This window comes from Sediminibacterium sp. FW305-C-49, assembly GCF_058231085.1.
The window spans coordinates 1,028,280-1,046,327 of the sequence record NZ_JBIQXS010000002.1 but is presented as its reverse complement, the minus strand read 5'-3'; the positions used below and the strand labels follow the sequence as shown (position 1 = coordinate 1,046,327).

Below are 18,048 nucleotides of genomic sequence, written 5' to 3'. Positions count from 1 at the left end.
ACTGAAAAATTATTTTCTCAGACCCAGTTTCTCGATCAGTGCACGATAGCCCTGCAGGTTTGTTTTCTGCATGTAAGTGAGCAAACGCTTACGCTGGCCTACCATCTGCATCAAACCACGGTGTGTGGAATAATCTTTTTTATTGGCTTGTAAGTGCTGTGAAATGTGGGCAATACGCTCAGTCAGCATAGCAACCTGAGCTTCAATTGAACCCGTGTTGGTGGCTTTTCCACCAAATTCAGCAAAAATGCTGGCTTTTTTTTCTGTTGTTAAATGAGACATCTGAAAATGTTTAATAGACTCCGGAATGTTTTCCTCTTATTTTTTATCGGCTGCAAAGGTAGGATATATCAGGCAAAATTGATAATTTTAAACCCTGAATTTTACCCCCTCCTGTAGTCCCGGTATTTCATCGGCTGTTTGTTGTTACAAATTCGGACTTTTTTATTGCTTACCAGTCTGGCTTTTCGCCGGAATAAGAAAGCAATTTATTGATTTTCAACAGAATAACTTTTATTTTGTAGTAATCGGACATTTTCCGCTAACCTGATTCTATGATGTTTGGCGTTACCATATTAGGCAATAATTCTGCACTACCAGCTTACGACAGGCATCCAACTGCCCAGGCTATTACACTGAATGAGCAGGTTTTCCTGATTGATTGTGGAGAAGGTACACAGATTCAACTGGCCCGTTATAAGGTGAAAAGAGGTCGCATCAACCACATTTTTATCTCACACCTGCATGGCGATCACTATTTCGGTCTGATCGGGCTCATCACCAGCATGGGACTGCTTGGCAGGGAACAGGATCTGCATTTATACGGACCACCGGCATTACAGCAAATCATCAACCTTCAATTAGAAGTGGCATCTACCAGCCTGCCATTTACCATTTATTTTCATGGCATTGAACAGGAAGGCTTGTTACTCGATCATCCGAAGTTTTCGGTTGAATGCTTTAGTACGCAACACCGTATTCCCTGTTTTGGTTTTATCATCAGGGAGAAAAAGAAACCCAGAAAAGTAAATCGCGATGCTGCCATTGCAGCCAATATCCCTTCCGTTTATTACGAGCGTTTAAAAAATGGAGATGATTATGAAACCCGTGATGGGCTGATCATCAAAAACGAAACTGTTACTTATGCCAATACACCCGGCCGCAGTTATGCGTTTAGTGCCGATACCATTTATGATCCTTCTGTTGCCGAAAAAACAAAAGGCGTAAACATGCTCTATCATGAAGCCACTTATTTAAAGGATCTGGAAGAGAGAGCCGCTGCACGTTATCATTCCACCACCATACAGGCAGCATCTATTGCTAAACAAGCAGGAGTTCAGCAATTACTCATCGGCCATTTCAGCAGTAAATATGAAAGTTTAGAAGATTTCCTAAGCGAAGCACAATCTGTCTTCGCCAATACACAACTGGCGATTGAGGGAACGACCTATTTAATTTGAAAATGAGGAAATTTGAAAATGAGAAAACTGTGTGGCATATAATCACTGTATAATTTAAGCCACTCCATTTTCAAATTAGCACATTTTCAAATTTTCAAATTATTACTCATCCATTTGTAAAAATCCCTGAACTCCTGTTTCCAGTAAGTTTCGTTGTGCTGACCGAGGGGATTGATGACGGTACGGATGATGAAGCGTTGTTTCTTTTGTAAGATATCGCTCATTTTCTGGAGATTTGGTACGGCATTGGTTGCCTCCTTACTTCCTGAATAGAGATAGAATGCAGGCATGGATGCAGTGGAAAAATTTTCTGCCATCTGATAGATATCATTACTCAACTGTAAGGATGGAGAAAACACCCCTGCTCCTCCAAATACATCAGGATATTGCAATACAGTGTACAGGCTGATAAGTCCACCCATGCTGCTGCCCAGTACATAATTGTTTTCCGCTGATTTATACGTGCGGTATTTACTATCGATATAAGGTTTAAGTGTTTTTGCAAGAAATTCAGCATAAGCTTTCCCCTCTCCTTTTCCATACTGCGGATGATCCCATGGGTTGTATTCAATGATGCGTTTATCGCCTGCATGATCAATGGCCACTACAATACATTCTTTTTTGAGTTGCTGCTGTAAAGTATCCAGGCATTCATCAACACCCCACTCTCCTGCAAATGCAGTCTGGTCGTTGAAAAGATTTTGTCCGTCCTGCATATACAATACAGGATAATTTTTGGCCGACGTGGCATATCCTTTCGGCAGGTATATCCATATTTTTCTTTTCCGGTTGAGTTGCGGCATACTGAATGCGGTATCGAGCACACGCACTTGCGGACTTGCACTATACCGTTTGGGTTTATCAGGGTATTCATCTTTCCAGCCGGGGATATCGAATTCAAGGCTGAGATCATTGTTTACTTCAAGTACACGATCTGAAATATCGCGGCCATCAGCTAATGTTTCTACTTTATCAAAACCACCACGGGTAAATTTGAAGGCATAAGTACCGGGAGTCATATTTTTCAGCACAATACTTTTTCTGGAACCTCCAAAAGGTTTGAGTTTATAGTTTTCGTCTTTAGGGTTCCAGTTATTGAAATTACCTGCCACATAAATATCATCATTGGCTTTGGTGGCCACTGTATTTACAATAAGACGAACAGAGAACTGTGCCTGCCCCTCCATAGCCAGCAATAAAACACATGCAGTAATAAATCGTTTCATACAATTAAAGTACGAAACAGTGAGGGCTTTGTTGCTTTTGAATGGTTAAATTATTTCCTCTCCAATATTTGTTCTCCGGATTTTAGTCCGGAGAACAAAAAACCGCAGATTCGCAGATGTAGGAAAATAATCTGCGAATCTGCGGCTTACAAAAAATGTCAGCCTTTTAATCCAATATCTCTACATCCTTCGGATACTTCGAAGCATTGAAGACGAAAAGATTATCAGCGAGGTTTTTATTGGGAACAATATTAGTAAAGCTTACCTGAACAGTATTATTTCCTTTATCCAGTATCACTGCACGAGCTATCATGTTTTTTGTTTTATCTACAAAAATGTTCACTTTGGAGAAATTCTTTCTGTTGTCAAGCGGTTTCATTTCAATTTCATGAAAGTTGCCCTTGGTACCAACAAGACGATAAGAAAAATCTTTATCATATGAGCCTGAGAGAATTTTTTGCGGTGTAAGTGTTTGCCCGCTTTCCTCTACCGCAGATACAGTAATGGTTTTGCTGCCATCGTAGTTATAGGTTTTTGTACCATCGCAGAGTATCTCGGTTTTACCTTCTTTCAATACATATTTCTGCCCTTTGGTAATAATGGTTCCGGCTTTGGTACCATTGTTTACACCCCGGCTTGAAACCGATTTAATGCTAAAACCTGCTGATATGGTTTTATATGCTTTTACAGTATTACTAACGGCATCCAGTATTTTTTTGGCTTTGGGATCATTCTGTGCATTCACTTGTAAGATCATCGCTACCAGTACCAAAACTATCGCGTAAAATTTCTTCATTCTTTTCATTTGAGGGCGCAAATATAAGTTTTACTGTTTTGTAAGACAGTCTCTATGCGCATTAGTTTAGAAGAGCGGGCTGAGATATTGTTATAAATCGGTGAAAATGAGGCTTTGTTACATAGAATCAAGGAATTCCTGCAGTTCCATATCGGTTTTAAATAATACTTCACGCGCCTTACTTCCCTGGTTAGGACCCACAACCCCTGCCGCTTCCAATTGGTCCATCAGGCGACCTGCCCGGTTATAACCCAGTTTCATCCTTCTTTGTATGAGGGAAGTAGAGCCCATCTGGCTCTGTACAATGAGTCGGGCCGCATCTTCAAACAGCGGATCACGTTCACTGGCATCAAAATCTCTTCCTTCCATGTCTTTTTCATCCACATACTCCGGTAGCAGGAATGCCTGTGGATAGCCACGCTGGTCACCAATAAATTCACATACATTTTCTACTTCAGGCGTGTCTACAAAAGCGCACTGCAAACGGGTGATTTCGCCGTTATAGCTTACCAGCATATCGCCCTTACCGATCAACTGTTCTGCTCCTCCTGCATCCAAAATGGTACGGCTGTCGATTTTGCTCGATACTTTGAAAGCAATACGCGCCGGAAAGTTGGCTTTAATAGTACCGGTAATAATATTCACCGATGGACGCTGTGTAGCAATGATCAGGTGAATACCAATGGCCCTTGCCAACTGTGCCAGTCGCGCTATCGGCATTTCTACTTCTTTACCTGCCGTCATAATCAGATCCGCAAACTCATCTACCACCAACACAATAAATGGCAGGTACTGGTGTCCTTTTTCAGGATTGAGCTTTCTGGCTGTGAACTTCTCGTTGTACTCACGGATATTTCTGCAACCCGCTTCTTTCAGCAGGTCGTAACGGTTATCCATTTCAATACACAGGGCATTCAATGTATGCACCACTTTCTTGGTATCGGTAATAATGGATTCTTCTTCTCCCGGTAATTTGGCCAGGAAATGTTTTTCAATAACACGATACAAACTCAACTCCACTTTCTTGGGATCTACCAATACAAACTTGAGCTGTGAAGGATGTTTTTTGTAGAGCAATGAAACCAGAATGGCATTCAACCCTACAGATTTACCCTGTCCGGTTGCACCTGCCATTAACAGGTGAGGCATGGCAGCGAGGTCTACAATAAAGTTTTCATTATCGATCTTCTTACCAATCGCAATCGGCAGCGAGAATGAATTGGATTGAAATTTCTCACTCGCCAGCAAAGTCTTCATACTCACCACTGTCTTACGCACATTGGGCACTTCAATACCAATGGTTCCCTTACCAGGAATGGGAGCAATGATACGAATACCCAATGCTGCCAGACTCAATGCAATATCATCTTCCAGGTTCTTGATCCGGCTGATACGTACACCAGGTGCCGGTACAATTTCATACAATGTTACCGTTGGACCTACTGTTGCAGCGATACGCTGTATAGCAATATCGTAGTTCTTCAATGTGGCTATGATCTGGTTCTTATTGGTCTCCAGCTCTGTCGGGTCATGAACAATTTTTTCGCTGCCATGTGTTTCCAGCAGGTCAAGACCTGGATATTTATAATCTTTCAGATCAAGTGTTACATCGTATTTGGTATTGAGCTTACCGGGTGTTGGTGCAGGTGCAGGCTCTTCTTCCTCTTCAGGTGTTTCTTTTATTTCAAGCTCCAATCCATTCGTATCCGCTTCTGCTTTACGCGGTGCCGGTGGAATCACATTAATCAAAGGCTCTGGTTTCGAAATAACTTCCTCCTCAAAGACAATTTCTTCCTCCTCTTCATCCTGTTCCTCCTCCAAATCCTCCTCATCCAAGTCCTTCTCGTTCATCTCAAATTCATTCATTGGATCCCCTTCCTCTTCTTCCTGTTGTGGCATGATGACCACAACCCCTGAACCTTCCGATTTAAGTTTATTCGGCCCCACTACTTTTTCTTCCTGAACAGGTTCTTCCACTATATCTGCATTTTCATCCCATTCCTGTCTTACCGCCACTTCATCATCGATGGAGAGTTTGAAATCGTCTTCATGTGCTTTGGCACTGGGTTTACCAAACTGCCAGTCAGGCACTTTGAAAGTGGGATTGAACCGCCAGATGACATAACTGAATACTGACAATAATAACAAAGCTCCTGTTCCAATATTACCGATCCATTTTACAAACCATGCATTTAATAATTCACCAACCGCACCACCCCATGAAAAAGCACTGGCCCTTGATACAAAGGCAAATGCCATGCTTAGTACAACCAGTCCAACAATCATGTATCGGAGGTTCCTGACAAGACTGAATATTTTTTTGCCAAACAAGAGGTTGGCACCGAGCACAAAAAAGAAACTACACAAGAGATAAGAAGCCAGGCCAAAACCTTTGTAAAAGAGAGAATGGGCAACATAAGCACCTAATACACCCAACAGGTTATTCACTTTTACATCATCGGTTGCAAAAATGCGGATACCAAACTGGTGAACTTTATCCTGGTCTTCCTGCCAGGTAAACAGATAAGAGGTGAATGCCACAAATAAGAAGATGGTCAGCAATAAGCTGGAGGCACCGAGAATTTTGGTGGTACGTTCATCTTTCACCACTTCCGTTACCGTTACTTCAGGTTCCTTATCGGGATTCAGTTCTTCCGGACTCGGCGGCGGTGGCGTTTTCTTCTTCAAGCGATTTGCCATGAAAACAAATATAAGCTATGCCAATACCTGCATAATAGAACTACCCACTTATGTGCAAAACTGGTAAAAGCCGGTGGAGTTTTCCACCATGATTATACTCCTTTACTTAAACCCAGTGCCAGGCATACCCATCCTGCCACCAGTAAAGTGCCGCCTAAAGGTGTAACCGGACCAACCCATGAGAGCCCTTCTACCTGTGCTGCCGACTTATAAGTGAGCAGGTAGAGCGATCCACTGAAAAGTGTCATGCCGGCAATAAATAAAATACCTGCCGCTTTCATCAGTGAGGGTGTTCCTGATGCAAATACCAGTCCGGTAAGTGCCAGTGCAAACACATGATAAAACTGGTAGCGTACCGCCGTTTCAAATGTTACGAGTGATTCGGGTGCTACTATTTTTTTCAATCCATGTGCGCCAAAAGCACCCAATACTACCGACAGGGCACCAATAAATGAGGCAGTTACCAGAAATCCTTTATGCATATTGCTGTATAATTTTTTTGAATGAAAGGTCACTGATCTCTTTACCTCTTAAGCGATGCTGCGCTTTCTCATATACTGGTGTGCGTTCGCTGAGTTTATTTTCCAGAAAAGAAGTTAGTTCATCATCCGACAAAGAGCGGATCAGGGGGCGGTGTTCTTTACCGGGCTTTAACCTTTCTACCAATGTCTCCACCGGTTCATCCAGCCAGATGGTTACGCCATTTTTATTCATCCAGTCCATATTGTCATGAAAACAGGGTGCACCGCCGCCGGTGGCCAGTACAAAGGCTTTCTTCTCACCAAACCAGCGTAAGATTTTTGCTTCCGATTTTCTGAAATAGTCTTCGCCATCTTCCTCAAATATTTCACTGATGGTTTTCTCTTCGTGTGATTCAATGAGAAAGTCGAGGTCGTAACCTCCCGTCTTTAATTTCTTTGCCAGTTGACGGCTCCAGTGCGATTTACCGGAACCCATCATGCCGATGAGGAATAGTTTCATTGTTGTTAGTCCGAAAGTCGGAAGACCGAAAGTCCGGAAGATATTTAATTAGTAAACAATCCTCCGTGCAACTCCGTGCCGGACTCTGTGTAACTCTGTGGTTCATAATTAAATATTTTTTAACCACAGAGTTTCACGGAGTTTAACACGGAGTTACACGGTTTTCAATTCACCCCGCCCCTCTCTTCTGCGCAAAGAGGGAGAAACTCTTTTCACTTTTCACGTCTCACATTATTTAAACGCATTCAACCCTGTAACATCCATCCCCGTAATCAAAAGGTGAACATCATGGGTGCCTTCATAGGTAATTACACTTTCAAGGTTCATCATATGACGCATGATGCTGTATTCGCCGGTGATACCCATACCACCCAGCATCTGACGGGCATCTCTTGCAATATTAGCGGCAATTTCGCAGCTATTACGTTTGGCCATACTCACCTGCTGTGGTGTTGCTTTTCCTTCATTCATCAGTACTCCCAAACGCCAAACCAGTAACTGGGCCTTGGTAATTTCTGTAATCATTTCTGCCAGCTTCTTCTGCTGCAACTGAAAGCCCCCAATAGGACGATCAAACTGTACACGTTCCATGCTGTAACGCAAAGCCGTATCATAACAATCCATGGCTGCACCCAAAGCTCCCCAGGCAATACCGTAACGGGCTTTGGTTAAGCAGCCCAACGGACCCTTCAAACCAATAACATTGGGAAGAATATTTTCTTTGGGCACTTTTACATTGTCGAATACCAGCTCACCTGTTGCAGAAGCACGCAGACTCCATTTACCGTGGGTAGTAGGTGTGGTAAAACCTTCCATCCCTCTTTCAACAATCACACCCTGTATCTTGTCTTCTTCATTTCTGGCCCAAACCACAGCAACCTGTGCAAAAGGAGCATTGCTGATCCACATTTTGGCGCCGTTTAATATGACATGATCACCCGCATCTTTGATATTAGTAATCATACCGGCAGGATTACTGCCATGATCGGGTTCTGTTAATCCAAAACACCCCAGCCATTCGCCACTTGCCAGTTTGGGCAGGTATTTTTTACGCTGCGCTTCATTACCGTAAGCATAAATAGGGTACATCACCAGACTACCCTGCACACTGGCGGTACTGCGAACACCGCTATCTCCCCTTTCCAGTTCCTGCATCATCAACCCATAGCTGATATAGTCAAGTCCACCGCCGCCATATTCAACAGGTACGGTTGGACCAAAACAACCCAGGTCACCCATTTGCTTCACGATCTGCTGGGGGAACTCGGCTTTTTGTGCATAATCCTCGATGATGGGAGAAATTTCTTTCTTTACATAATTCCTCACCGAATCACGGATCAGTTTATGTTCTTCAGACAATAACTCATCTAACTGGTAATAGTCGGGCGATTGAAATAAATCGGTTCTGGCAGCCATGCGAATAATAATTTTTAAATACGTTAGGTCGGTCGCCTGTTAACCCGGCAAAAATAAGGTATGCGGACTGTACACCCTGTTTTGTGTCATTTTTATTTGTTTCCCGCTTTTTAACATTAAAAATTGGCCGTTTTTCCAACCTTTTTAAATCCGCTGTCTCTTATCCTAAAACCATTCCCTGCATGAAAAAGATCATCAGCATTAGCTGCCTTTTAATGGCACTCATAAATAGCACTGTTGCCCAGGATAATTATAAGTGGGCAGTAACCAAACAAAAAGATTTCAACAAAACCCTGCCCATCGGCTCTGCAGTGGTGGCACTCAGGAACCAGTTTGGTAAGATGGAAATAAAACACTGGGATAAAAACGAAGTAAAAGTAGAAGCTAAAATACTGGTATCCACACAGGAAGAAGCTTATGCCAACACTTTACTCGATATGATCCAGATCGTTGAAAAGACGGGTAGCGATACCATCAGTTTTAAAACACAGATTGGCGATGAAAACAAAGGATGGAGCACCAATCAAAGCAATAAAATGTCGATTGATTACATCGTTTACCTGCCGGCCAATACAAAGCTGAAAGCGCATAACAGTTTTGGACCCATGGAAATTGGTGACCATAGCGGTGAAGCTGATTTACAAAGCAGTCATGGCAGTTTAACAGCAGGCAATCTTTCCAATACAAAATCCTTAAAAGTAAATTTCAGTAAAGCCAAAATTGGCAAGCTGGGTAAAACAGAAGCCGATTTCAGACATTCAAGTATTGATATTGAAGAATTAACTGGAGACATCAAAGCCACTGTTACTTTCTGCAACAGTCTTGATATTCCTGTTAACAGTGCTGTAAAAAACATTGATATCAATACCAGTCATACCAGCATCTATTTGTTATTACCCAAAAACATCGGAGGCGATTATGATATTGCCACCACACATGCCACCGCAACAGGCAAGGGAAATTTTGAACTGAAAGAAGATAAACCCGAAAACATCCGTGGTCGTGTAACATTCAACCATCACTATACCGGCAAACTCGGTAACGGCGGCGATGCAAAGATCAATATCAAAAGCAATTTCGGGACTGTGAGGTTGTTGTGAGAAGTCCGGAAGACGGGAAGACCGAAAGTCCGAAAGATGATTAACTTAACACAGTCATCTTTCGGACTTTCGGACTTTCGGTCTTGCTGACTTTCCGACTTACGGTCTTTCAGGACTTTCCTTATCTTCCCTTTTCAAACCCAACGTTATGAAAAAGGGATTTTTTTTTCTTTTACTGGTAGTCATTACTACTGCTGCTATTGCACAAAACAATTCCGCTACTAAAAAGCCCGAGGAACAAATACGCAAATACTGGTTTGTGATGCTCATCAAAGGACCTAACCGTAACCAGGACTCTGCTACTGCCGCAAAAATCCAGAAAGGACACCTTGACAATATGGATCGCCTCTACAATGATGGCAAATTAAAAGTCGCAGGACCGTTTGGTGATGGCAAAGACTGGCAGGGCATTTTTATTTTTGATTGTCCGACCAAAGAAGAAGTAGAAAATTTACTCAAGACCGATCCGGCTGTTGCTGCAGGCAGACTTATTTGTGATATCCGTCCCTGGTACACGGCACCCATTGGCAGTTTTGTACCCGGTAAACCGAAACAAGCACTCTAATTATTGTAAAACCTCCTATCAGCAATTTTGAATACAGCTACACAAAAGAAACCATGGTACCATACAGTACTCACTAATCTTACTTTCTATGTGCTCCTCGCCATCATAGCAGGTATACTGCTCGGACATTATGCACCGGCAACCGCCATCAAAACAGAATGGATTGGTAAGACTTTTGTAGACATCATCAAACTCTTTATCGCACCCATCATATTTCTCACCATTGTATTGGGCATCAGCAGTATTGGTAACCTGAAAAAAGTGGGACGTATTGGCATCAAATCATTGATTTATTTTGAAATAGTAACCACACTGGCTTTGGGTATTGGCATAGTAGTGGCATTACTGGTTCAGCCGGGTAATATTGATCGCAGTGGCCTCGATTTACAGGATGCCAGTAAATTTACCAAACAGGCCGGCAGCAGTTTCGACTGGATTCAGTTCTTCAAAGCCAATCTTACTTTACAGGTGTTACTGGTGGCCATTATTGTAGGCATACTATTCAACTATTCGAAACACCGTTTAAAACTCATTCATTTTTTTGGTCGCATTTCACATTATGTATTTACTGCTTTAAAGTATGTGATGTACCTGGCACCATTGGGCGCCTTTGGAGGCATGGCATATACAGTTGGAAAGTTTGGTTTACAAACACTGGTGCCACTTGCCAAGCTCATGGCCTGTGTGTATCTCACCATGTTTGTTTTTATCTTTTTTATTCTGGGCAGTATCATGCGTTATTATGGTTTTCGTATTGGTGCTTTCCTTAAATCTATTAAAGAAGAACTACTGATAGTATTAGGTACTTCTTCCTCAGAAGCTGCGTTACCATCCATTATGCGTAAGCTGGAAAAAATGGGTTGTAGTAAATCGGTAGTAGGTCTTGTTATTCCAACCGGTTACTCCTTTAACCTCGATGGCACATCTATTTATCTCTCCATGGCCGCCATCTTTCTGGCACAGTTGTATAATATTCATTTAAGTGCGGGTGAATTACTCACTATTTTACTGGTGCTCATGCTTACATCCAAAGGTGCGGCGGGTGTAACAGGCAGTGGATTTATTGTACTCGCTTCTACCCTTGCAGCCATTAAGACAATTCCACTCGAGGGGCTTGCATTTTTATTGGGTGTAGATAAATTTATGAGTGAAGCAAGGGCAATCACCAATATCATCGGCAATGGGGTAGCAACATTGGTGATTGCAAAAAGTGAAAAAGAATACATAGAAGCGGATGTCTGATCTCGGATGGCAGATGTCGGATTTGATAAGTCTCCCCTGCCTGTCCTTTCACGTCTGACGTCTCGTCTCACTTTCCTCCTCATGCCCCAAATTGTCTCAGGTGATGATCAAGATGCTTCCATTGAAAAAAGGCCCATTGCTCGGGTGTAAAATGACCGAAGAATGCATGTGGTTCTTTGGTACAGACATCTGGTCCTCCATGCAGGAATGTCTGTATATGATTGATCAACTTTAATTTCTCCGCTTCGAATTGATATTCACCTTTAAAAATCAGGCTTTTATCTGTTGGCGAATTCCTGCCAAAGGGTTTATCGTTTAATGCAGTGGCACGAAGCAGTGGTCCCAGTATTCTGCCAATCAAAGCCCTTGGAATATGATGTGTCCCCAATGCAGACTCCATCCCTTTATTGCTATGTGCCAACATCTGCGAAACATTCATTTTACCCCATTGTCTTTGAACATCGGGGGTAAGTTTATTGATACGGTTGATCAAATCACCTACATCTGTTTGGTTAAATAAACTGGGCATGTATGATTGTTAAAATAACTGAAATGAAGATACGGCTATTCAATGTGCCCGTTTTCTAATCATCAATTAATTCTATAATAATAAGTTAAACAACCGTCTGTAGGGGAATTATCGATTATAAGATTATTACCACAAAATTTTATCGCTCCCCAGTCATAATCAGCAATACCATTCTGCATCCTGAAATTCAACTCCCAAACAGTAGCAGAACCATAATATCTGTCAATATACCAGGTGCCTTGTAATGTGATTTGTCCATTTTTTGTTTCTGTAAAACTTAGATCACTATTCAACTTTCTTCTTATATTTTGTTTGTGCGCATCTGTATCCCCGCCCCATCCACATCTTTGTTTTACGATTACCCATGTACCGATCAGTTTACCAACGATAGCTGCAGAATCATATATAACAGGATCGGCAATACAGTCCGCAAATGATATTTCCTCCCGTTCTCTGGAACAAGAGGTTAACATAAATAGAACAACAACCGATACGATAATCGTGCGCATAGCCATTATTTTCCATACATGACCGGCAAACAACCTAAACCGTTGCTTGCTTTAACTGTAGAAATTGCTACCAAGGGTATTACCAAGAAGATGCAGCTAATTTTCCGATGACCATCTATGTCAGACAGTATAGATAAGATTCTGAAAACACAGAAGCAGAGGTGAATGAGGTATTAAAATTTGATTGGTATATTTGAACATAGCCAGTAAACACATCTACCATGCTCAAGAAGATCACTTTTATCTCTTTTATTTTTCTGTTCTTCCATCAAAACATAGAAGCCCAAAAGCGTGGTAATGGCAACCCGGTTATTGAAGGCTGGTATGCCGACCCTGAAGCTGTTATATTTAATAATCAATATTGGCTCTACCCTACTTTCTCTGCCAAATACAAAGACCAGGTTTTTCTGGATGCCTTCTCGTCTACTGACATGGTGAACTGGAAAAGGCATCCCCGTGTCATTGATACCAGCATTATTAAATGGGCTTACATGGCGATGTGGGCACCGGCCATTGTAAAAAAAGACAACCAGTATTTTCTGTTCTTCTCTGCGAATGATATCCAGAGTAAGGCAAGAAACAAGAAACAGGACGACCATAACGGAGGTATAGGAATAGCAGTAGCATCAAAACCAGAAGGACCTTATAAAGATTATTTAGGCAAACCACTTATCAATCAGTTTTACAATGACGCACAACCCATTGACCAGTTTGTATTTCAGGATAAAGATGGTCAGTATTATATCATGTATGGTGGTTGGGGACGTTGTAATATTGCAAAACTGAATAAAGATTTCACCGCCCTCTCTCCTTTTGAAAACGGTGCACTGGTAAAAGAAATTACGCCGAAGGGGTATGTGGAAGGGCCAACCATGTTTATACGCAATAACACATATTATCTCATGTGGTCGGAAGGTGGCTGGACCAACGGCAGTTATAAAGTAGCCTATGCCAGATCCAACAATGTTTTTGGTCCATTTGAAAGAGAAACAACCATCCTTGAAGCCGACTCAACTATTGCCACGGGTGCAGGTCATCATTCTGTGATGAATATTCCGGGTACAGATGAATGGTATATGGTGTACCACCGCAGACCCATTCCCAATCTTGACCGCGATCACCGGGTTACCTGTATCGACAGGATGTATTTTAATGCAGATGGAAGTATTCAGAAAGTGAAAATGACATTTGAGGGTGTGAAGCGTGAATTGAAATAACATACTATCATGCATCAGTTCATCAATATACCGACGCTGTTTGGATTTAGCATGGAAGTCTATTTGATCATGGCCATCATTGCCATTCCTGTGTTTTTTTTCAACAACTGGCTATTGAAAAAATGGATAAAAAAAGAACGCACAAGAAAAATAGCCGCATGGGTTACAACGCTTGCTGTAACACCAGTTGTTTATGCAGGACTAATTTTACTCTTGATATATTATATCACCTATATCCCCAGCAAAGATTTTACAGAAAAGGAATGGTTAACCAATACGAATGAACGTTTTCAAATGGCAGATGATATTATTGAAAGTAAAATACTGATTGGTAAAGACACCACCCAGGTAAAACAAATGTTGGGTGACAGTTTTTGGAGCGATAATAAATGGCAGCCAGATTCAATCAATACCTGGACCTATGATATGGGTATGGGTGGAGGCGGATTAGGATTCATGTTTAATCACCTCGCTGTAAAGTTTAAAAAAGAGAAAGTAATTTCAGTTGAACATATTCAAATTCGTGATTAAACAATAAGTTATTCTCATGCAATCAAACATCGGTTTAATACTGGAAGAAAAAGCAGCCGATATCGGCAACTTTATTGTAGGCAGGTTATTACCCTTCCGTCAGAAACGTGCGGTGGGACCATTTGTGTTTATTGATCATATGAAACCCACCTGTTTAAAGAATTACCAGAATATGGATGTACCTCCACATCCACATATTGGCTTATCAACATTAACCTATTTGCTGGAGGGTTCCATTTTTCACCGGGACAGTATTGGCAGTGCCATAGAAATAAAAGCGGGTGAAGTAAACTGGATGACGGCAGGAAAAGGTGTGGTACATTCTGAAAGAACACCTGAATATTTACGAAGGGCCGATAAATTTCTACATGGTTTTCAGATCTGGATCGGATTACCCAAAGAACTGGAACAATCTGAACCCACCTTTCATCATATAGACAAAGACGCTATTCCTGTATGGGAAGAAGATGGCATTCATTACAAACTGATTGCCGGTCAAATCGTTGGTAAAAAATCGCCGGTGCCTGTTCACAGTCCATTGTTTTTTCTGGAGATCAAAACACAAACAGCACAAAAAATAAATATTGGAGAAAAGTTATTTGGCGATGTGGGTATGTATGTACTGGATGGAACCGTAAATATAGAAGGCAATGATTACGGAACCGCTCAACTGCTGATCGCCAAAAATGCCAGCTTATGCGAATTTGAAACCAATGGAGCAACCACACTCTATTTATTTGGGGGAGAGCCTTTTGCAGAAGAGCGTTTTATTTTTTGGAACTTTGTCAACTCGGATAAGAATATGATTGAGCAGGCGAAAATAAACTGGAAGAATCAGGATGTAACGGCTTTTCCGAAAATTCCGGGAGATGATCAGGAGTTTGTGCCGCTGCCAGCATTTCCGATACAAAAGCATTAATCGTACACCCTGCTATGCAAAAAGAAATAGAAATCATTTGCTGCTCTCTTTGCAAGCCCATAGAAAGAGATGAGCTAAAATACCAGACTGATATCATAGCCACTAATTGTAGGTGGTTAGAACCTACAAACAATCAACATAGCCTAGATGAAAAACCCCAGGCTGAAAAAAACTATACTGTTTTGCTACAGCAACCGGTAAAATTCAGAACAGACATGGATATATGGCTGTATTACGACAATATCAAAGTATCGTATGAAGGTTATACTACTGAACAAGATGTAGAACAATCCGCATTCTGTTATGGGAAAATCATTTCCCTCATTGAGCAAACCGAAACTGGTGCTATTATCAGGTTTGATGTTCAAAAAACATTGGGCTTACAGAAAATTATAGCAACAAATTCAATAAAAATCTTACCCGATTTTTGGGCTGACTTTTATTTGAAATCTATTGAAATGGAAGATTATCATTTGCAGACATTCGGAAAGTACTACCAGTTGAGTGCATCCATTGCACAGGGCGATATTGGACAAAACTGCATTTTTACAAAAAAAAATCATCAGTATATTATTTGTAAAATAACTGAATGGAATTTTCACGGGGAATACAGGTTTGGTGGTAGTTTTATTTTGCCGGAGACAATCAGTTCATTACTGAATATCGAATAATTTTTGAGGTAGTGGGTCAGGTGGCCGACAAAAAATATGGCTTCGTCTCTATTTTTTACACTTTCACCCCAAACAAATAACCCACCAGTGCCGAAACAACCATTGCAATCGTTCCCCAGATCACGATACGGAAAATAGCTTTAGGAATACTTGATCCACCTGTTCTTGCAGCCACTGCTCCAAGTATAACCAATGACAGGATGGTAAAACCGTAGAGAAAATATTCCATTTGTTGTACAGGTGCAAACAAGGTGACCAATAATGACAATAAACCACCCGCCGTAAAAGCTGCTCCTGATGCAAAAGCTGCTTGTATTGGGTTTGCCTGACTCACTTCGTTAATACCCAGTTCATCTCTTACATGTGCTCCCAGTGCATCAACTTCTGTCAATTCTTTGGCCACCTGCATGGCGGTTTCTTTTTTGAGCCCCCTTTTTTCATAAATCTCTGCCAGGATATTCAGTTCTACTTCCGGCATTTCTTCCAGCTCCTGTTTTTCACGGGCGATATCTGCTTTTTCGATATCGGTCTGAGAACTAACTGAAACATATTCACCCGCAGCCATCGACAAAGCGCCTGCCACCAGACCGGCAATGGTGGCTAGCAATATAGGATCTCTGGTAGTGCTGGCCGTGGCCACACCAATAGCTAAACTTGAAACAGAAATAATACCATCATTGGCCCCCAGCACAGCCGCTCTTAACCAGTTGCTGCGGTGTATATAATGACTTTCTAAATAATTGTCGATGGTAATGTTTTTGATTGGGGTTTCCATGGCTGAAATGATTGATTGTATTACACCTTTAGAAAGGTGAATACCTATTCGAAACGGTCGTATTGAAGTTAGGAACTAAAATTGAGAATGCCTGCCTTGCTACTCACCCAAAAACCACTCAATCCTTGTACATTCCGAACAAACAAAACAGGTGGCTGACCTATCGGCCCAGTCAAAACCGAAAAAAGTGCTGGAGGCTTTATTAAGTTGGGCCTTTCTTACCCAAAACAAATTGTTGCTGCAATGCGGGCAGATCAATGATCGTCCTTTTACCTGCACAGGTGCTGGTTCGGGTACTGCTTTTTTAAACAATTTCATAATGTATCATATCAACTGTTTATTGAAAATTCATCCGGATAAGAATGTATTTTTTCTCATCCGCATAACGCGCTTTAAATTTTACCAGATAAGCTTGTGCAATGGCTTTGGATTCATATATATTCATATCAGAACTACAGCCATTGCTGTTTTTACAGTCCTGTCTCACCTGTTTACCCCATACAGCAGGTAACCGATTTACCAGAGCTGAATCGGCAGGTAATTGTTTTATGTCGGTGTAGAAAATATACTGTATACCATCAGCAGCTAACTGGTTATTACCTGTAGATGTACAGAAATAATAAAATTCGTTTTGTTTTTTAGCCTCAGCCGTATCACTAACCGTGAATACAAGCAGGCATACACATAGCATATGCAGTTTCATAGTGCGGATTATGATCAGGAATTTTGTGAGTGGGGGAATACTAATATAGTAACTATTTTGAATAATGCAAGCCAGGAGGAGGAGGAAATAAGGAATCAGGAATAAGGAACAGAGGAAAGAAGATTTTATTGAGTGTTGGGGCGCTTTACTTCCCCAAGATTCAATTTTCAATCGTTGGAGCATCATTCGAATGTCTTTGATACATAACAAACACCAGACTCATACATCCCTCCCGGTTGGTTAGGGTATTCTTTGGGGTTTCTTCGGAAAATCCCGAAGGATGCCCGAAGCGGCTTCGGGATTTTCCGAAGCGCTCCCGAAGCCGTTCCGAATAAACCCCGAAGAAAGTATGGCGCAAATACGGCTTTGGTACGACAGATTTCCGAAGCGACTCCGAAAAAACTCCGTGCCACTCTGTGTTAAACTCCGTGAAACTCTGTGGTTAAAAAATCTCGACATAATAACCACAGACCTACCATTTCCATATTCGTATTATTGTCCGGTGTACTCTACATATTCAAGAATATCGGCGGGCTGGCAATTAAGCGCTTTGCAAATAGCTTCCAGCGTACTGAAACGTATGGCTTTTGCCTTTCCTGTTTTTAGAATAGAAAGGTTTGAAAGCGTTAGGTCTACTTTTTCTGATAGCTCGTTCAACGACATTTTCCGCCGGGCCATCATCACATCTAAATTCACTACTATCGGCAT

Annotated in this window: 20 protein-coding genes; 8 read left to right on the top strand and 12 right to left on the bottom strand. The window is 41.6% G+C overall.

Features of this window, described 5'->3' with window-relative positions:
* Positions 1 to 9: 9 nt before the first annotated feature.
* On the bottom strand, positions 10 to 282 hold the full coding sequence (rpsO, locus tag ACH3Z1_RS12045; protein WP_490822229.1) for a 30S ribosomal protein S15: 273 nt from the start codon (positions 280 to 282) through the stop codon (positions 10 to 12).
* 272 nt (positions 283 to 554) lie between these two features.
* Between rpsO and ACH3Z1_RS12040 the strand changes: the two genes are divergently transcribed.
* A complete protein-coding gene (locus ACH3Z1_RS12040; protein WP_490822228.1) occupies positions 555 to 1,460 on the top strand; it encodes a ribonuclease Z in 906 nt (301 codons plus the stop codon).
* An 86-nt stretch (positions 1,461 to 1,546) separates the two neighbouring features.
* On the opposite strand, the gene ACH3Z1_RS12035 is transcribed toward ACH3Z1_RS12040, so the two are convergent.
* The 6 genes from ACH3Z1_RS12035 to ACH3Z1_RS12010 form a co-directional block, all read right to left on the bottom strand.
* Entirely contained in the window at positions 1,547 to 2,686 is a 1,140-nt protein-coding gene (locus ACH3Z1_RS12035; protein ID WP_490822227.1) for an alpha/beta hydrolase, read from the bottom strand.
* Between the two features lie 166 nt (positions 2,687 to 2,852).
* Positions 2,853 to 3,482, bottom strand: a complete 630-nt coding sequence (gene lolA1, locus ACH3Z1_RS12030; RefSeq protein WP_490822226.1) for an outer membrane lipoprotein periplasmic chaperone LolA1 — start codon at positions 3,480 to 3,482, stop codon at positions 2,853 to 2,855.
* Between the two features lie 117 nt (positions 3,483 to 3,599).
* Positions 3,600 to 6,182, bottom strand: coding sequence for an FtsK/SpoIIIE family DNA translocase (locus ACH3Z1_RS12025; RefSeq protein ID WP_490822225.1), 2,583 nt, complete (start codon positions 6,180 to 6,182; stop codon positions 3,600 to 3,602).
* 92 nt (positions 6,183 to 6,274) lie between these two features.
* Positions 6,275 to 6,664, bottom strand: coding sequence for a DUF423 domain-containing protein (locus ACH3Z1_RS12020; RefSeq protein ID WP_490822224.1), 390 nt, complete (start codon positions 6,662 to 6,664; stop codon positions 6,275 to 6,277).
* Positions 6,657 to 7,163, bottom strand: a complete 507-nt coding sequence (locus ACH3Z1_RS12015) for a shikimate kinase (RefSeq protein WP_490822223.1) — start codon at positions 7,161 to 7,163, stop codon at positions 6,657 to 6,659. The genes ACH3Z1_RS12020 and ACH3Z1_RS12015 overlap by 8 nt, the downstream gene beginning before the upstream one ends.
* Before the next feature lie 231 nt (positions 7,164 to 7,394).
* A complete protein-coding gene (locus tag ACH3Z1_RS12010; RefSeq protein ID WP_490822222.1) occupies positions 7,395 to 8,579 on the bottom strand; it encodes an acyl-CoA dehydrogenase family protein in 1,185 nt (394 codons plus the stop codon).
* A 182-nt stretch (positions 8,580 to 8,761) separates the two neighbouring features.
* On the opposite strand from ACH3Z1_RS12010, the gene ACH3Z1_RS12005 reads away from it, so the two are divergent.
* From ACH3Z1_RS12005 to ACH3Z1_RS11995, 3 genes are all read left to right on the top strand, one after another.
* Positions 8,762 to 9,679, top strand: coding sequence for a hypothetical protein (locus ACH3Z1_RS12005; RefSeq protein WP_490822221.1), 918 nt, complete (start codon positions 8,762 to 8,764; stop codon positions 9,677 to 9,679).
* 148 nt (positions 9,680 to 9,827) lie between these two features.
* The gene (locus ACH3Z1_RS12000) at positions 9,828 to 10,244 is read left to right on the top strand and encodes a YciI family protein (protein ID WP_490822220.1); all 417 of its coding nucleotides are present in this window, start codon (positions 9,828 to 9,830) and stop codon (positions 10,242 to 10,244) included.
* Between the two features lie 27 nt (positions 10,245 to 10,271).
* Positions 10,272 to 11,486, top strand: a complete 1,215-nt coding sequence (locus ACH3Z1_RS11995) for a cation:dicarboxylate symporter family transporter (protein ID WP_490822219.1) — start codon at positions 10,272 to 10,274, stop codon at positions 11,484 to 11,486.
* Between the two features lie 79 nt (positions 11,487 to 11,565).
* Here ACH3Z1_RS11995 and ACH3Z1_RS11990 read toward each other — a convergent pair whose 3' ends face one another.
* Entirely contained in the window at positions 11,566 to 12,015 is a 450-nt protein-coding gene (locus ACH3Z1_RS11990) for a DUF1569 domain-containing protein (RefSeq protein ID WP_490822218.1), read from the bottom strand.
* A gap of 62 nt (positions 12,016 to 12,077) precedes the next feature.
* Entirely contained in the window at positions 12,078 to 12,524 is a 447-nt protein-coding gene (locus tag ACH3Z1_RS11985; protein WP_490822217.1) for a hypothetical protein, read from the bottom strand.
* A 221-nt stretch (positions 12,525 to 12,745) separates the two neighbouring features.
* Here ACH3Z1_RS11985 and ACH3Z1_RS11980 point away from each other — a divergent pair, with 221 nt between their 5' ends.
* The 4 genes from ACH3Z1_RS11980 to ACH3Z1_RS11965 are packed head-to-tail and all read left to right on the top strand — an operon-like array spanning position 12,746 to position 15,862.
* Entirely contained in the window at positions 12,746 to 13,741 is a 996-nt protein-coding gene (locus ACH3Z1_RS11980) for a glycoside hydrolase family 43 protein (RefSeq protein ID WP_490822216.1), read from the top strand.
* A gap of 9 nt (positions 13,742 to 13,750) precedes the next feature.
* Positions 13,751 to 14,272, top strand: coding sequence for a hypothetical protein (locus ACH3Z1_RS11975; protein WP_490822215.1), 522 nt, complete (start codon positions 13,751 to 13,753; stop codon positions 14,270 to 14,272).
* Positions 14,273 to 14,288: 16 nt separating this feature from the next.
* Complete coding sequence (locus tag ACH3Z1_RS11970) at positions 14,289 to 15,191, top strand: pirin family protein (protein ID WP_490822214.1); 903 nt, start codon at positions 14,289 to 14,291, stop codon at positions 15,189 to 15,191.
* A gap of 14 nt (positions 15,192 to 15,205) precedes the next feature.
* Positions 15,206 to 15,862, top strand: a complete 657-nt coding sequence (locus tag ACH3Z1_RS11965; RefSeq protein WP_490822213.1) for a hypothetical protein — start codon at positions 15,206 to 15,208, stop codon at positions 15,860 to 15,862.
* Between the two features lie 55 nt (positions 15,863 to 15,917).
* Here ACH3Z1_RS11965 and ACH3Z1_RS11960 read toward each other — a convergent pair whose 3' ends face one another.
* The 3 genes from ACH3Z1_RS11960 to ACH3Z1_RS11950 form a co-directional block, all read right to left on the bottom strand.
* A complete protein-coding gene (locus ACH3Z1_RS11960) occupies positions 15,918 to 16,637 on the bottom strand; it encodes a VIT1/CCC1 transporter family protein (RefSeq protein ID WP_490822212.1) in 720 nt (239 codons plus the stop codon).
* A gap of 337 nt (positions 16,638 to 16,974) precedes the next feature.
* Complete coding sequence (locus ACH3Z1_RS11955) at positions 16,975 to 17,340, bottom strand: hypothetical protein (protein WP_490822211.1); 366 nt, start codon at positions 17,338 to 17,340, stop codon at positions 16,975 to 16,977.
* A gap of 492 nt (positions 17,341 to 17,832) precedes the next feature.
* Positions 17,833 to 18,048: a helix-turn-helix domain-containing protein gene (locus ACH3Z1_RS11950; RefSeq protein WP_490822210.1), complete on the bottom strand. Its 216-nt coding sequence runs from the start codon at positions 18,046 to 18,048 to the stop codon at positions 17,833 to 17,835.

What these genes read in the sequence shown, in the direction of transcription:
- rpsO (WP_490822229.1), bottom strand. Translation starts at nt 282, where the DNA reads ATGTCTCATTTAACAACAGAAAAAAAAGCCAGCATTTTTGCTGAATTT.
- ACH3Z1_RS12040 (WP_490822228.1), top strand. Translation starts at nt 555, where the DNA reads ATGATGTTTGGCGTTACCATATTAGGCAATAATTCTGCACTACCAGCT.
- ACH3Z1_RS12035 (WP_490822227.1), bottom strand. Translation starts at nt 2,686, where the DNA reads ATGAAACGATTTATTACTGCATGTGTTTTATTGCTGGCTATGGAGGGG.
- lolA1 (WP_490822226.1), bottom strand. Translation starts at nt 3,482, where the DNA reads ATGAAGAAATTTTACGCGATAGTTTTGGTACTGGTAGCGATGATCTTA.
- ACH3Z1_RS12025 (WP_490822225.1), bottom strand. Translation starts at nt 6,182, where the DNA reads ATGGCAAATCGCTTGAAGAAGAAAACGCCACCGCCGCCGAGTCCGGAA.
- ACH3Z1_RS12020 (WP_490822224.1), bottom strand. Translation starts at nt 6,664, where the DNA reads ATGCATAAAGGATTTCTGGTAACTGCCTCATTTATTGGTGCCCTGTCG.
- ACH3Z1_RS12015 (WP_490822223.1), bottom strand. Translation starts at nt 7,163, where the DNA reads ATGAAACTATTCCTCATCGGCATGATGGGTTCCGGTAAATCGCACTGG.
- ACH3Z1_RS12010 (WP_490822222.1), bottom strand. Translation starts at nt 8,579, where the DNA reads ATGGCTGCCAGAACCGATTTATTTCAATCGCCCGACTATTACCAGTTA.
- ACH3Z1_RS12005 (WP_490822221.1), top strand. Translation starts at nt 8,762, where the DNA reads ATGAAAAAGATCATCAGCATTAGCTGCCTTTTAATGGCACTCATAAAT.
- ACH3Z1_RS12000 (WP_490822220.1), top strand. Translation starts at nt 9,828, where the DNA reads ATGAAAAAGGGATTTTTTTTTCTTTTACTGGTAGTCATTACTACTGCT.
- ACH3Z1_RS11990 (WP_490822218.1), bottom strand. Translation starts at nt 12,015, where the DNA reads ATGCCCAGTTTATTTAACCAAACAGATGTAGGTGATTTGATCAACCGT.
- ACH3Z1_RS11985 (WP_490822217.1), bottom strand. Translation starts at nt 12,524, where the DNA reads ATGCGCACGATTATCGTATCGGTTGTTGTTCTATTTATGTTAACCTCT.
- ACH3Z1_RS11980 (WP_490822216.1), top strand. Translation starts at nt 12,746, where the DNA reads ATGCTCAAGAAGATCACTTTTATCTCTTTTATTTTTCTGTTCTTCCAT.
- ACH3Z1_RS11975 (WP_490822215.1), top strand. Translation starts at nt 13,751, where the DNA reads ATGCATCAGTTCATCAATATACCGACGCTGTTTGGATTTAGCATGGAA.
- ACH3Z1_RS11970 (WP_490822214.1), top strand. Translation starts at nt 14,289, where the DNA reads ATGCAATCAAACATCGGTTTAATACTGGAAGAAAAAGCAGCCGATATC.
- ACH3Z1_RS11965 (WP_490822213.1), top strand. Translation starts at nt 15,206, where the DNA reads ATGCAAAAAGAAATAGAAATCATTTGCTGCTCTCTTTGCAAGCCCATA.
- ACH3Z1_RS11960 (WP_490822212.1), bottom strand. Translation starts at nt 16,637, where the DNA reads ATGGAAACCCCAATCAAAAACATTACCATCGACAATTATTTAGAAAGT.
- ACH3Z1_RS11955 (WP_490822211.1), bottom strand. Translation starts at nt 17,340, where the DNA reads ATGAAACTGCATATGCTATGTGTATGCCTGCTTGTATTCACGGTTAGT.
- ACH3Z1_RS11950 (WP_490822210.1), bottom strand. Translation starts at nt 18,048, where the DNA reads ATGCCGATAGTAGTGAATTTAGATGTGATGATGGCCCGGCGGAAAATG.